Annotated in this window: 16 protein-coding genes; 5 read left to right on the top strand and 11 right to left on the bottom strand. The window is 64.1% G+C overall.

The features are described 5' to 3' along the window. The first annotated feature begins 44 nt into the window (after positions 1-44). Complete coding sequence (locus EN925_RS07445) at positions 45-1,304, top strand: ubiquinone biosynthesis hydroxylase (protein ID WP_027163307.1); 1,260 nt, start codon at positions 45-47, stop codon at positions 1,302-1,304. Between the two features lie 10 nt (positions 1,305-1,314). Here the strand turns inward: EN925_RS07445 and EN925_RS07450 are convergent, their stop codons facing one another. From EN925_RS07450 to EN925_RS07460, 3 genes are all read right to left on the bottom strand, one after another. Continuing rightward, positions 1,315-1,842: a hypothetical protein gene (locus EN925_RS07450; RefSeq protein WP_024504998.1), complete on the bottom strand. Its 528-nt coding sequence runs from the start codon at positions 1,840-1,842 to the stop codon at positions 1,315-1,317. A 140-nt stretch (positions 1,843-1,982) separates the two neighbouring features. Further along, positions 1,983-2,339: a YciI family protein gene (locus EN925_RS07455; RefSeq protein WP_024504997.1), complete on the bottom strand. Its 357-nt coding sequence runs from the start codon at positions 2,337-2,339 to the stop codon at positions 1,983-1,985. After that, positions 2,336-2,557 carry a hypothetical protein gene (locus EN925_RS07460; RefSeq protein ID WP_024504996.1) on the bottom strand — a complete coding sequence of 74 codons (222 nt, stop codon included), beginning with the start codon at positions 2,555-2,557 and terminating at the stop codon, positions 2,336-2,338. Before EN925_RS07460 ends, EN925_RS07455 begins: the two co-directional genes overlap by 4 nt. A gap of 219 nt (positions 2,558-2,776) precedes the next feature. On the opposite strand from EN925_RS07460, the gene EN925_RS07465 reads away from it, so the two are divergent. Further along, positions 2,777-3,202: an OsmC family protein gene (locus EN925_RS07465; RefSeq protein ID WP_013528883.1), complete on the top strand. Its 426-nt coding sequence runs from the start codon at positions 2,777-2,779 to the stop codon at positions 3,200-3,202. Between the two features lie 62 nt (positions 3,203-3,264). Here EN925_RS07465 and EN925_RS07470 read toward each other — a convergent pair whose 3' ends face one another. Further along, positions 3,265-4,236, bottom strand: coding sequence for an AraC family transcriptional regulator (locus EN925_RS07470; RefSeq protein ID WP_013528882.1), 972 nt, complete (start codon positions 4,234-4,236; stop codon positions 3,265-3,267). Positions 4,237-4,560: 324 nt separating this feature from the next. On the opposite strand from EN925_RS07470, the gene EN925_RS07480 reads away from it, so the two are divergent. Next, the gene (locus EN925_RS07480) at positions 4,561-4,914 is read left to right on the top strand and encodes a hypothetical protein (RefSeq protein ID WP_127368046.1); all 354 of its coding nucleotides are present in this window, start codon (positions 4,561-4,563) and stop codon (positions 4,912-4,914) included. Continuing rightward, complete coding sequence (locus tag EN925_RS07485) at positions 4,908-5,447, top strand: hypothetical protein (protein ID WP_013528879.1); 540 nt, start codon at positions 4,908-4,910, stop codon at positions 5,445-5,447. The genes EN925_RS07480 and EN925_RS07485 overlap by 7 nt, the downstream gene beginning before the upstream one ends. A gap of 2 nt (positions 5,448-5,449) precedes the next feature. Here the strand turns inward: EN925_RS07485 and EN925_RS07490 are convergent, their stop codons facing one another. The 6 genes from EN925_RS07490 to EN925_RS07515 form a co-directional block, all read right to left on the bottom strand. Beyond that, positions 5,450-6,085 carry a DUF480 domain-containing protein gene (locus tag EN925_RS07490; RefSeq protein WP_164753663.1) on the bottom strand — a complete coding sequence of 212 codons (636 nt, stop codon included), beginning with the start codon at positions 6,083-6,085 and terminating at the stop codon, positions 5,450-5,452. 32 nt (positions 6,086-6,117) lie between these two features. Next, on the bottom strand, positions 6,118-6,897 hold the full coding sequence (locus EN925_RS07495; RefSeq protein WP_013528877.1) for a succinate dehydrogenase iron-sulfur subunit: 780 nt from the start codon (positions 6,895-6,897) through the stop codon (positions 6,118-6,120). Between the two features lie 9 nt (positions 6,898-6,906). Beyond that, positions 6,907-8,742 (bottom strand): succinate dehydrogenase flavoprotein subunit, encoded by a 1,836-nt coding sequence (gene sdhA / locus EN925_RS07500; RefSeq protein WP_024504991.1) that lies wholly within the window; start codon positions 8,740-8,742, stop codon positions 6,907-6,909. A gap of 1 nt (position 8,743) precedes the next feature. Then, a complete protein-coding gene (gene sdhD, locus EN925_RS07505; protein ID WP_013528875.1) occupies positions 8,744-9,139 on the bottom strand; it encodes a succinate dehydrogenase, hydrophobic membrane anchor protein in 396 nt (131 codons plus the stop codon). 2 nt (positions 9,140-9,141) lie between these two features. Next, a complete protein-coding gene (sdhC, locus tag EN925_RS07510) occupies positions 9,142-9,561 on the bottom strand; it encodes a succinate dehydrogenase, cytochrome b556 subunit (RefSeq protein ID WP_013528874.1) in 420 nt (139 codons plus the stop codon). 261 nt (positions 9,562-9,822) lie between these two features. Next, the gene (locus EN925_RS07515; RefSeq protein ID WP_127368049.1) at positions 9,823-10,251 is read right to left on the bottom strand and encodes a hypothetical protein; all 429 of its coding nucleotides are present in this window, start codon (positions 10,249-10,251) and stop codon (positions 9,823-9,825) included. A gap of 261 nt (positions 10,252-10,512) precedes the next feature. On the opposite strand from EN925_RS07515, the gene EN925_RS07520 reads away from it, so the two are divergent. Beyond that, the gene (locus EN925_RS07520; protein ID WP_024504989.1) at positions 10,513-10,875 is read left to right on the top strand and encodes a hypothetical protein; all 363 of its coding nucleotides are present in this window, start codon (positions 10,513-10,515) and stop codon (positions 10,873-10,875) included. On the opposite strand, the gene EN925_RS07525 is transcribed toward EN925_RS07520, so the two are convergent. Beyond that, the coding region (locus EN925_RS07525; protein ID WP_164894154.1) for a GGDEF domain-containing protein at positions 10,859-11,779 on the bottom strand (921 nt) is incomplete at its 5' end. The two genes, EN925_RS07520 and EN925_RS07525, sit on opposite strands and share 17 nt — an antisense overlap.

The raw sequence follows: 11,779 nt of genomic DNA on the forward strand, positions 1-11,779 counted from the left end.
GGCAGTCAAGGGCGCAAGACCCGGCCGGCGCAGGAGCGAAGATGATGGAACGCAAGGCGGACACGAAAAACAGATCCGGGCTCGATGTCCTGGTCGCCGGCGCCGGCTATGTCGGCCTGGCCGCCGCCGTATCGCTGAAACAGGCGCGACCGGGCCTCGCCATCGCTCTCGTCGATGCGGCACCTGCTGGCGCCTGGCAAAGGGATGGCCGCGCCTCGGCCATTGCCGCTGCCGCCTGCCGCATGCTCGACCAGCTCGGCGTGTGGGCCGAGATCGCACCCCAGGCGCAGGCGATCACTGAGATGATCATCACCGATTCGCGCACCGCCGATCCGGTGCGTCCGGTCTTCCTGACCTTCGGCGGCGAAGTGGCGCCGGGCGAGCCCTTTGCGCATATGGTCGCCAACAAGGTGCTGAACGGCGCCTTGCGGGCCAGCGCCGAAAGGCTCGGCATCGATATCATCGAAGGCGTCGCGGTGCAGGGCTTCGAGACCAACGGCAGTGGCATCACCGTGCATCTCGCCGACGGCGCGGCGCTGAAGGCGCGGCTGCTGGTCGCCGCCGACGGCGTCAACTCGAAGCTGCGCGACATGGCCGGCATCAAGACGGTGAAGTGGGAATATGGCCAGTCCGGCATCGTCTGCACGGTAGCGCACGAACGCCCGCACAATGGTCGCGCCGAAGAGCATTTCCTGCCGGCCGGGCCTTTCGCCACATTGCCGCTCAAACCCGGCGAGGACGGCACCAACCGCTCGTCGATCGTCTGGGTCGAGCGTACGCCCGATGCCGAGAAGCTGGTGGCCGGTGACGATCTCCTGTTCGAACACGAACTCGAGCAGCGTTTTGGCCTGAAGCTTGGCGAGATCCGCGTTACTGATGCGCCGCGCGCCTGGCCGCTCGGCTTGACCATTGCGCGTGCCTTCGTCGCGCCCCGCATCGCGCTCGCCGGCGATGCCGCCCACGGCATCCACCCGATCGCCGGCCAGGGCCTCAATCTCGGCTTCAAGGATGTCGCAGCCCTTGCCGAGGTGATCGTCGAGGCCGACCGGCTCGGCCAGGACATCGGCGCGCTCGACGTCCTCGAACGCTACCAGCAGTGGCGCCGCTTCGACACGGTGCAGATGGGCATCACCACGGACGCGCTGAACCGGCTGTTTTCCAACGATATCGGCCCGCTGCGAACCGTCCGCGACATCGGCCTCGGCCTTGTCGAACGCATGCCGCGCCTGAAGGATTTTTTTATCCGGCAGGCGTCGGGGTTGTCCGCCAGCACGCCGCGATTGTTGAAGGGCGAGGCGATCTGAGCGCTATCGCTCAGTTGACCTCAAAACCCAGCTTCTGCCGCAGCCGCAATATCCTCTGGTCGGATATTTCGAGACGTTTCTCGCCGCCCTGGGCGGCGCGGTTGACCATCTGCAGCAGATCGTTCCGCTCGGCGACATCGAGGCGTTCGCGCAGGAACGGCGCCAGCTTGTCGATGACGACGGTGGTGTCGTCGACCTGCGCCGCCGCCCATTTGGCGTAGATCACCGCCTCGTCGGTCTTCTTCTTGTCGGCGATCTCGGAAATCACCGCGCGGATGACAGCCTCGCGCTGCGGCAGGATGGGCCCATCCTCGGAGACGATTGATGTGATCAGCGTAGCCGCCGCTACGACCGGATCATCGATCGCCGTCAGAGGCGACAGAGCCGCCTGCTTGCGCAGCTTCTTGCGACGGATGTTGCCCTGCACGCGCCCGACAACGTCCGCAACCTCGCGAGCCGCGTCGTTCATCGCCTTCATCCGGTACCACCAGAACGCCGCCGCGCCCATCACGCCAAGGATAGCAATCAGGAAAGGCATGTCGAAATCCCCAAGAACCCCGGCGACGATAGGAGAACTCTCGCCTTGCTTCAACACGCAAAAGTTGCGCACCAAATGAACCGGGACGATCGTTCAATCGAACGCCTTGGTTTCCGCGTGGCTGTAGCACATGGCGGGGGCTATGACCCCGGCACATTGTAGATCGCCCGCACCTCGATGGTGCCGATTTCGGCCAGCGGGATCTCGCCGGCGATCTCCAGCGCCTGGTCGAGATTGTCGGCCTCGATCATGACGAAGCCAAGCAACTGCTCCTTGGTTTCGGCGAACGGGCCGTCGGTGATCAGCCGCTTGCCCTGGCGTCGCCGCACCGTCTTCGACGTCTTCACCGATTGCAGCGCCTGCGCGACGATCAGCACCCCACGCTGATCCAATGACCGGTCATGAGCCATCGAATCGGCATCGAGCTTGGCCAGACGCTCCGGCGTCATGGCATGGAGGTCGTTTTCCTCGCCATAGACCAGACAGACATATTTCATTTCCAGCTCCCTTGCTGTGACGAACCATAGGCGATCACGGTATCGGTTGAGTTCTTGCCGGCAGCGACATGGTCGAGAAGGCTGACCGCAATGCCGATGATTGCAACTGCCGCAAGCAGCCGGCCGAAGCCGGAGGGCGGCACATGCAGCGGGTCGCTTTTCCCTGGATCGGCCGTTCGGCAGGTGCTTGTCCAATGGGCAGAAAACAGATTGTTCATGCGAACCTCCATCCGCCACGAGAATCCGTGGCCGCCCGCAGGACGGTCGGGGCCGATGCAAGTCGACATTCTTGCACGTACATTTTTTCAAAAAAATTCGGTGCGGCTCGCCGGTGCTGCGTGCGCGCGCAAACAGCGCGGTGGCCTTCCCTCGCGCCCGCGCTATAGTTGGGAGGAACGCCGCCTGGCCGGCGCCACCGCTGTAATAAGGAGGAATTCATGGACCGCACCGCAAACGCCGTCTGGAAAGGCAATCTGAAAGAGGGCACGGGCACGCTCGACACCCAGAGCGGAACCCTGAAGGGCACGCCCTATTCGTTCAAAGCGCGCTTCGAGGACGAGAGCGGCAAATCCGGCACCAACCCTGAAGAGCTGATCGCGGCGGCGCACGCCGGCTGCTTTGCCATGCAGTTTTCGCATTTCCTGGCCGAGAACGGCACGCCGGCCACCGAACTCGACGCCAAGGCCGTGGTGACGCTGGTTCCCGGCACCGGGATCACCGGAAGCGCCCTCACAGTGGTCGGCAAGGTCCCGGGCATCGACGCGGCGAAGTTCAAGGAATTGGCCGAAAAGGCCAAGGCCGGCTGCCCGGTCTCGAAGGCGCTCGGCGCCATAAACGTATCGCTCGACGCCAAGCTCGGCTGAAGGCCCGAACGGCAAATTCATCCAGAAACCGCCGGCCCTTGGGCCGGCGTTTTCGTTTGCGGTCAGCCCTTCAACGCGGCCGCCCGCACATCCGATGGCGTCGCGCCGTAGCGCCGCCGGAACGCCCGGTTGAAATAGGAGAGGTCGTTGAAGCCTGCCTCGAAGGCGATCGCCGTGATGCTGCGTCCGGCATGACGAGGATTGCTGAGCATCCGATGCGCGCGCAACAGGCGCTGGCACAGCATGAAATCCGACAGCGACGTGCCTTCGCTCTCGAACAGTTTTCTGATGTAGCGGGCCGAAAGGCGGTGACGGCGGGCGATGTCTTCGGCCGACAGGTCGCCGCCATGGGCTGTTATTTCGGCCTTGATGGCACGCAGCCGCGCCACGCGCACGCCTCGGCCCCGGGCGATTTCTGCCGCGTCTCGGGTGGCACCCATGGCCAGAGCGACGAGATCGAAAATATGCGTCGTCGCCAGATGCCAGGCCTCCGGGGTCAGCACGTCGCCGGCATCCTGGATCGACCTGACATAGTCGAGCAGCAGCCGCATCGCCCCGCCGGAGGTTGGCAGCGGCTGCATCAGCGCCGGGGCCGGGTCGCCGATCAGCGGTGACAGTGCCTTGAGCGAGAAGCTCATATTGACGAAGCGAAGACCGCCTGGCTGGATGACATTGAGGCCGACCTCCTCGCCGCTCATCATCAGCGCCTGGCCGTTGCCGACCGGCTCCTCACGGCCGCGATGCTTCATCACGCTTGCGCCATCGAGGGCGACCAGGAGGACGAGATCGTCGCTGTCGATCAGCGACGTCGAATGATGGACGCGGAATTCCGAACACGTGCCCGTGGCGATGCCGAGGCCAGGCAACGCGCGCACCTGCATATCGACATGCGTCGGGCCGAGTGGATCGAGATCGACCTTGAGCACCGTGCGGCCATAGACCTCGCGCATGACCTCGACGCGATCCCGCTCCGGAAGCGCGTCCGTCATCAGTCGGAACGAGGCGGTTGGCCCCATCGTCGCCGTCACCGGCATCCCCCATGCCTCAGGTCAATTAGAAGCGGCGTGATATGCGCCGCGCCTCCGAAAACGTCAATACAGGGCCGTTTGGGCCGTTTTTAGGGCCGCTGCGTCCAAGCTGCCCGCTTTTGCCGGACCTAGTTTGCAGCGCGTTTCCGATCAGGAAGCGCATCGCAAACAGCCACAAGGGGGTTCGATGTATCATTTGCAATTGTTCAGGACACTGTCGGGGCTCGCCTCGGCAGGCTTCAATCCACGCGTCTATCTGTTGTCCATCGCTCTCGGCGGAACCGTCGCCGACCATCGCGATCCGAAGCGGCCGTGTGGGGAGCGACGGCCATGAGCGTCCGGCATACAGTCCTGGCGGCACCGGTCCTGTGCCTCGGCCTATCGGGCTGCGTCGGCATCAACCCGGTTTCTGCGGTCGTCGGCATGGCCGGCATGGCGGCGGCCAACTCCGCCGGCATGGCGCAATCGAGCGTCATCAGCCCGCAGGAGCAGGCGAAGTACGCCTTGATGTCCTGTGCGGATCTGCGGCAATTGATGGCAGGTTACGAAGAGGCGAAGAATCATGGGCCGTCGGTCAAGAAATACGGCGGCATGGCGCCGGCCGGCAAGACGGCGATCGTCAACAATGTCATCGGCACGCGGCTTGTCTATCTCCGGCAGCTTGTTGCGAGCAAAGGATGTTGAGGGCCTCGTCACACCACGCCTGCCGGGCGGCACTTGTCGGGCTTGCCGGCTGGCTGGCCTTCAGCGCCGGCGGCGCTTACGGCCAGGGCAAGGGACCGACGACACGCTCGCGCCTCGGTGCGATGCCGGCAGCGCTCGTCGGCAAGTGGGGTTTTGCAGTTGCCAGCGGCAATTATTGCGACACATTCAGCAACTGCGATCCAGGCAGCGGCGGCAGCGTCACCTTTACCTTCGGGGCTGACGGGCGCACCTATTACGCGCTGTTCCAATCGTCTCTGGTCGACGGCTGCGGTCAGGTCCGGTCGCTGACCCTGAAGACCGGTAAGGCCTCCGTGCGCGGCTCGACCCTGGTTTTCACGCCGACGGCAGGAACCTACAAATCCGTCAATGGTTGCCGGCCCGACCTCACGGGCCTCTGGAAATTCAAGCCCGGTGACCTGAAGCCGGTCTCCTTGCGCTGGCAACTGGACGGCAACCAGCTGCGGCTGATCGACCCCGACGGCGAAGCGAGCGGCGTTTACTCGAGGAGGTGAACCTAGCGCTCGCCGGTCAGCGCGTCGATGCGGGCGCGTAACATTGCAATCTCCTCCTCAAGGGCGCTGACGCGCTCCTCGAGGCCGGAGGCAGATGAACCAGCCGACGCAGCCTGCATGGCGATGGGGGCGATCTGCGGAGTCCCGCTCAGCAGATGGACGTAACGCTCCTCGCGCTGGCCCGGTCCGCGTGGGATTTCCTGGATGAGTGGCGGTCGGCGGCCGATCAGCATGTCGAGCTCGGCGCGCAGATCTTCGATCGACGAAAACCGTGCCATGCGCTCGGTGCGCGCCGACAATTCATGGGCCGTCTGCGGCCCGCGCAGCAACAGCAAGCCGATCAAGGCGGTCTGCGGTGTGGTCAGCGAGAAGCGCTGCGCCATCTGGTGCTCGTAGCGCTCGACACGCGAACCGAACATCTGCCGCACCAGCCCCTTTTGTTCGAGCAGCTTCAGCCCCCGGTGCACCTCGCTCTGCTCCAGCGCCATCACCGGCTCGCGCGCCGTCTTCTGGTTGGCGGCGGCCAGTGCCGCGTTGAGCGTCAGCGGATAGACATCCGGCGTCAGCTCCTTCTTCTCGATCAGGCAGCCGAGAATGCGAGCTTCCACAGGGGAAAGGATGGGAAGGTCATCGCTCATTGGATTACTCTCGCCGGCAACCAACCAACCGCCTAAACCCTTCTCTCCACCATCATCTTCTTGATCTCCGCGATCGCCTTGGCCGGGTTGAGGCCTTTGGGGCAGGTCTGCGCGCAGTTCATGATGGTGTGGCAGCGATAGAGCCGGAACGGGTCTTCGAGATTGTCGAGCCGCTCGCCGGTGGCCTCGTCGCGGCTATCGATCAGCCAGCGATAGGCCTGCAGAAGCGTTGCCGGGCCGAGATAGCGGTCGCCGTTCCACCAATAGCTCGGGCACGAGGTCGAGCAGCAGGCGCACAATATGCATTCATAGAGCCCGTCGAGCTTCTCGCGGTCCTCATGGCTCTGCAGCCACTCCTTGGCCGGCTCCGGCGACACCGTCTTCAGCCAGGGCTGGATCGACGCGTGCTGGGCGTAGAAATTGGTGAGGTCGGGCACCAGGTCCTTGACCACCTGCATATGCGGCAGCGGGTAGACTTTTACCGCGCCCGAAATGTCGTCGCAGCCCTTGGTGCAGGCGAGCGTGTTGGAACCGTCGATGTTCATGGCGCAGGAGCCGCAAATGCCTTCGCGGCAGGAACGCCGCAAGGTCAGCGTCGGGTCGATCTTGTTCTTGATCCACAGCAGCGCGTCGAGCACCATCGGCCCGCAATCGTCCATGTCGACGAAATAGGTGTCGATGCGCGGGTTCTCGTCGTCGTCCGGCGACCAGCGATAGATGCGGTATTCCCGCAGATTGGTGGCGCCCTCCGGCTTCGGCCAGGTCTTGCCCGGCTTGATCTGCGAATTCTTGGGGAGCGTGAGTTCAACCATGTTCGATCCTCAATACACTCTGGCCTTGGGCGCGATCTTGGCGAGGCTGATGCCGCCGTCCTTTTCAGCCAGCTGCGGCTCGGTGTGCACCGGCCGGTAGGAGAGTGCCACCTTGCCGTCTTCGCTCAGCCTGGCCAGCGTATGCTTGCGCCAGACCGCGTCGTCGCGCGCCGAAAAGTCCTCACGTGCGTGCGCGCCACGGCTCTCCTTGCGCGCCTCGGCGCTGTAGACCGTGGTGATAGCATTGGCCATCAGGTTTTCCAGCTCCAGCGTTTCGACCAGATCGGAGTTCCAGATCATCGAGCGGTCGGACACTTTGATGTCCTTCAACTCGCCCCAGATCTGCGAAATGCGCTTACAGCCATTTTCGAGCGACTCCTGCGTGCGGAATACGGCCGCGTCTTCCTGCATCGCCTTCTGCATCTTTTCACGCAGCACCGCCGTCGGCGTCGAGCCGTTGGCGTAACGCAGCCGGTCGAAGCGGTCCATGATCTTTTCGACCGAGGCTTCGTTGGGCGAAGGGATCGCCGACTTGCGGTCGATGACCTGGCCGGCGCGGATCGCCGCCGCGCGGCCGAACACCACAAGATCGATCAGCGAATTCGAACCGAGCCTGTTGGCGCCGTGCACGGAGGCGCAGCCGGCTTCGCCGACAGCCATCAATCCGGGCGACACCTGGTCTGGATTGAGCGCCGTCGGATTGAGCACCTCGCCCCAGTAATTGGTCGGCACGCCGCCCATATTGTAGTGGACCGTGGGCAGCACCGGGATCGGCTCCTTGGTCAGGTCGACACCGGCAAAGATCTTGGCCGATTCCGAAATGCCCGGCAGCCGCTCATGCAGGACGGCGGGATCGAGATGGTCGAGATGCAGGAAGATGTGGTCCTTGTTCTTGCCGACGCCGCGGCCTTCGCGGATCTCCAGCGTCATGCAGCGCGAGACGACGTCGCGCGAGGCAAGGTCCTTGGCTGACGGCGCGTAGCGCTCCATGAAGCGCTCGCCCTCGGAATTGACGAGATAGCCGCCCTCGCCGCGCGCACCCTCGGTGATCAGGCAGCCGGCGCCATAGATGCCGGTCGGGTGGAATTGCACGAACTCCATGTCCTGCAGCGGAAAGCCGGCACGCGCGGCCATGCCGCCGCCGTCGCCGGTGCAGGTGTGCGCCGAGGTGGCCGAGAAATAGGCGCGGCCATAGCCGCCGGTCGCCAGCACCACCATCTTGGCCGAGAAGCGGTGGATGGTGCCGTCATCCAGGTTCCAGGCGACGACACCGGTGCAGGTGCCGTCCGGCTCCATGATCAGGTCGAGCGCGAAATACTCGATGAAGAACTGCGCATTGTTCTTCAGCGACTGGCCGTAAAGCGTGTGCAGGATGGCATGCCCGGTGCGGTCGGCGGCGGCACAGGTGCGCTGCACCGGGGGACCTTCGCCATAGTTCATCATGTGGCCGCCGAACGGCCGCTGGTAGATCTTGCCCTCTTCGGTGCGCGAAAACGGCACGCCGTAATGTTCGAGCTCGTAGACCGCGGCCGGCGCCTCGCGCACCAGATATTCCATGGCGTCGACATCGCCCAGCCAGTCCGAGCCCTTGACGGTGTCGTACATGTGCCATTGCCAGGAATCGGGACCCATGTTGGACAGCGAGGCGGCAATGCCGCCTTGCGCCGCCACCGTGTGCGAGCGGGTCGGGAACACCTTGCTGATGCAGGCGGTGCGCAGCCCCTGTTCGGCCATGCCGAGCGTGGCGCGCAGGCCGGCGCCGCCGGCGCCAACGACCACCACGTCGAACTTGTGGTCGACAAAGGTATAGCCTGCCGTGTTGGCTTGTTTCGCGTCCTTGGCCAACTCAGCCTCCGAATGCCAGCTTGAGCAGGGCGAAGATCGAGGCGACGCCGACCGCTATGGTGAAAAATGTATTGAGCGCGATCAGCGCCAGCTTCATGCCTTCGCCATGCACGTAATCCTCGATGATCACCTGCATGCCGATCCGCATATGGGTGAGACCGGAGATGAGCACCAGGGCCATCACCAGCGCCACGAACGGGTTGGCAAGGGCTGCCCGCACATGCTCGTGGTCGGCGCCGTTGAGCGCGATCAGGAAACCGACGAAGAACAGGATCAGCGGGATGTTGGCGATCGCGGTCAGGCGCTGGCGCCAGAAATGCCCGGTGCCCTCGCGGGCGGAGCCGAGGCCGCGGACCCTCGCCAGCGGCGTGCGCATGTCGGTGTTTTTGCCGCTCATGATCAAGCTCCCCGCGCCATGGTGCCGGCGATCCATATCAGCAGCGTGAGCAGGATCGAGCCGGCCAGCGTCGCCCAGGCGATCTTCGAGGCGGTATGCTTTTCCAGGCCCGCGCCCGTGTCCCAGATGAGGTGCCGTACGCCGCCCAGCATATGATGCATCAGCGCCCAGGTGTAGCCGAACAGGATGATCCGGCCGAGCCAGGTGCCGAAGGCCCAATTGGCCCAATCGAAGGTCGCCTGCGAGCTTGCCGCCGCCATCAGCCACAGGGCGACCAGCAGCGTGCCGAAATACAGCGCGCCGCCGGTGATGCGGTGAATGATCGACATCGTCATGGTGATCGGCGGCCGGTACACGGTGAGGTGCGGCGAAATCGGCCGTTCACGTCTGGCAAATTCGCGGGTGGCTGGTGATTTGCTCATGGCTCCCCCAGTTCGGCGTCTCTCTGGAGCCTCAGGTGGAAATGCGGCATTGCCGCTTCCGGTTGCGACTTCGGACAGCCGGTTTCTAATGCTCTTTTTGCACCGCGTCAAAGCCAGAAAACCGTTTCGAAAACGTAATTTAGTCTGACTAAAAGGCGGGCTTTGGCTTCAATCGATTAGGCCGGGAAGGCCTGAAGCCGGCTCGATATCGCTGCAGTGCAACATATCTGGCCCCAGGGCCCAGCGGTGGTGAGACTGGCGTCAGCGTTTGCAGGTCTGCGGCGTCGATCCCTTCTTCATCACCAGCGCCTCGCGCCCGTCGATCACGATTGCGTCATGCGTGGCCGCCTGGTAGCGGCTGCTCTGGTTGGCAGGCGACGCCGCAAACTCCTCGGTCGCGCCGTCGGACCCGACCACACGCAACGACGTGCCTAGATTTTGGATGGAAATCATACCGTTGTTGCCGCATCTGTAGGTGGCCGTGCCTATGCCTGGTCGCGGCGCGGTAAGGTCGGTGATGATCTTGGTTGCAGCTGCCGGAGGCACCGCGGCTGCGACGGACTGCTGGGCCGGCGCAGGTGAGACGACGACGGTATTGGCTGTCTTCGGCGCGCTGTCTTGCGGCACACAGGCAGCGACGACACCGAGCAACGGGAAAACGGACGCCCAAATCGGCCGGCGTAGCGCCATATGCTGTCCTCCCGCGCGGCAAGCGGCCACGATGCTTTGTCCAGATCAATATCGTCCCGACGCCAAGGCGGACGCCGCTGCGATGGTGCGGCCAAGCATGGCCGAATGATGGCCACCGGGTTTTCCATCCAGTCGGATATTAACGGATATTAACCATGTTTACCGAGACATCGCCGCCAAACGCGCCGGCCTCTTAACAAAGGTTAAGAAACCGTTAATTTCTGATTCGAGGAGGCTTTCCCTCAAGACACGGAGGACGCCATGCGTTCGAATTCGGGCAAATCGCGCCTTGCGGCGCTCGTCGTAGCAGCCTCGGTCGCCGGCCTTGCAGCGCCAGCGCTTGCCGGCGCACGGCATCAGGATCGCGTCTACGCCGATTCCTTCGGCAACCTCGTCGTCGACAGCGCCGCCGGCTACAAGCGCATCATCGTCGGCCAAGGCAGGCTGGCCAAGCAGCTCTCCGACTACACCAGCGCCGGCCAGCCCAAGGTGATCTACGAGAACGAAGCCGACGAAATCGGCGGTTATAGCGATTGCTACCGGCCGCCGGTGCTGGTGAAGGGCCGCTCCTATATGTACGGCCTCTCCGACGGCGAGATGCCCGAACTCAGCCCCTGCCGCTAGCTTCCGTTCCGGCTGACGACCAGTTGCCGGCAGGCCCGACGGAGACGCGCACGCAATCGCGCCCGGCATTCTTCGCCTGATAGAGCGCCTGGTCGGCCCGCCGCATCAGATCGGCAAAGTCTTCGCTCGCATGGAGTTCGGCGACGCCGAAGCTCGCGGTGCAGCGGTTGTCAGCCGGCAGTCCGTCTATGGGCAGCGCGCCGAAGGCGCTGCGCGTTCCCTCGGCGAACAGCCGCGCCGCGGCAAGGTTGGTTCCCGGCAGGATGATGGCGAACTCCTCGCCGCCAATGCGGCCGGCAACGTGATGCGCGGCGGCGGCTTCACGCAGGAAGCCTGCAAAAGTCTCGATCACCCGGTCGCCGGACGCATGGCCGAAGCTGTCGTTGACGCTCTTGAAATGATCGAGATCGGCTATGACCAGCGCGACCGGCACGCCTTGCCGCAGGGCGCCAAGCACCGCCAGTTCGGCATGGCGGGTGAAGCCGCCGCGATTGAGCAGGCGCGAAAGCGTGTCCGTCTCCGACTTCGACGTCACTTCGGCAAGCACGTCGCGAACCAGGATGGCCAGCATCAGCAGCGCCAGCGCCAGCGCAAAGACAGTGCCGAGCGATTGCGACACCAGCGCGTAGTTGCTTTGCAGATAGGCTTGCGGATTGGCGCCCCAGCCGCCGAGCGCATGGGCGATGAATGGCTTGGAGGCAAACTGCAGGCCGCTCGCCGCCAGCACGGCCATCAATATGCGATCGAGACGGGCAAGCTTTTGCCTCGATGACCAGACGATGGCCAGCCCGATGAACTGCATGACCGCATAGGGAAGCTGGTAGGCCATGATGCGGATCAGCGACTGGCGGGGCAGGGCCTGTACGAAATACACAAAGATATTGGGGGCCAACAGGAAAAACAG

This window comes from Mesorhizobium sp. M7A.F.Ca.US.006.04.2.1 (assembly GCF_004022915.1).
GTDB classification, from domain to species: domain Bacteria; phylum Pseudomonadota; class Alphaproteobacteria; order Rhizobiales; family Rhizobiaceae; genus Mesorhizobium; species Mesorhizobium ciceri.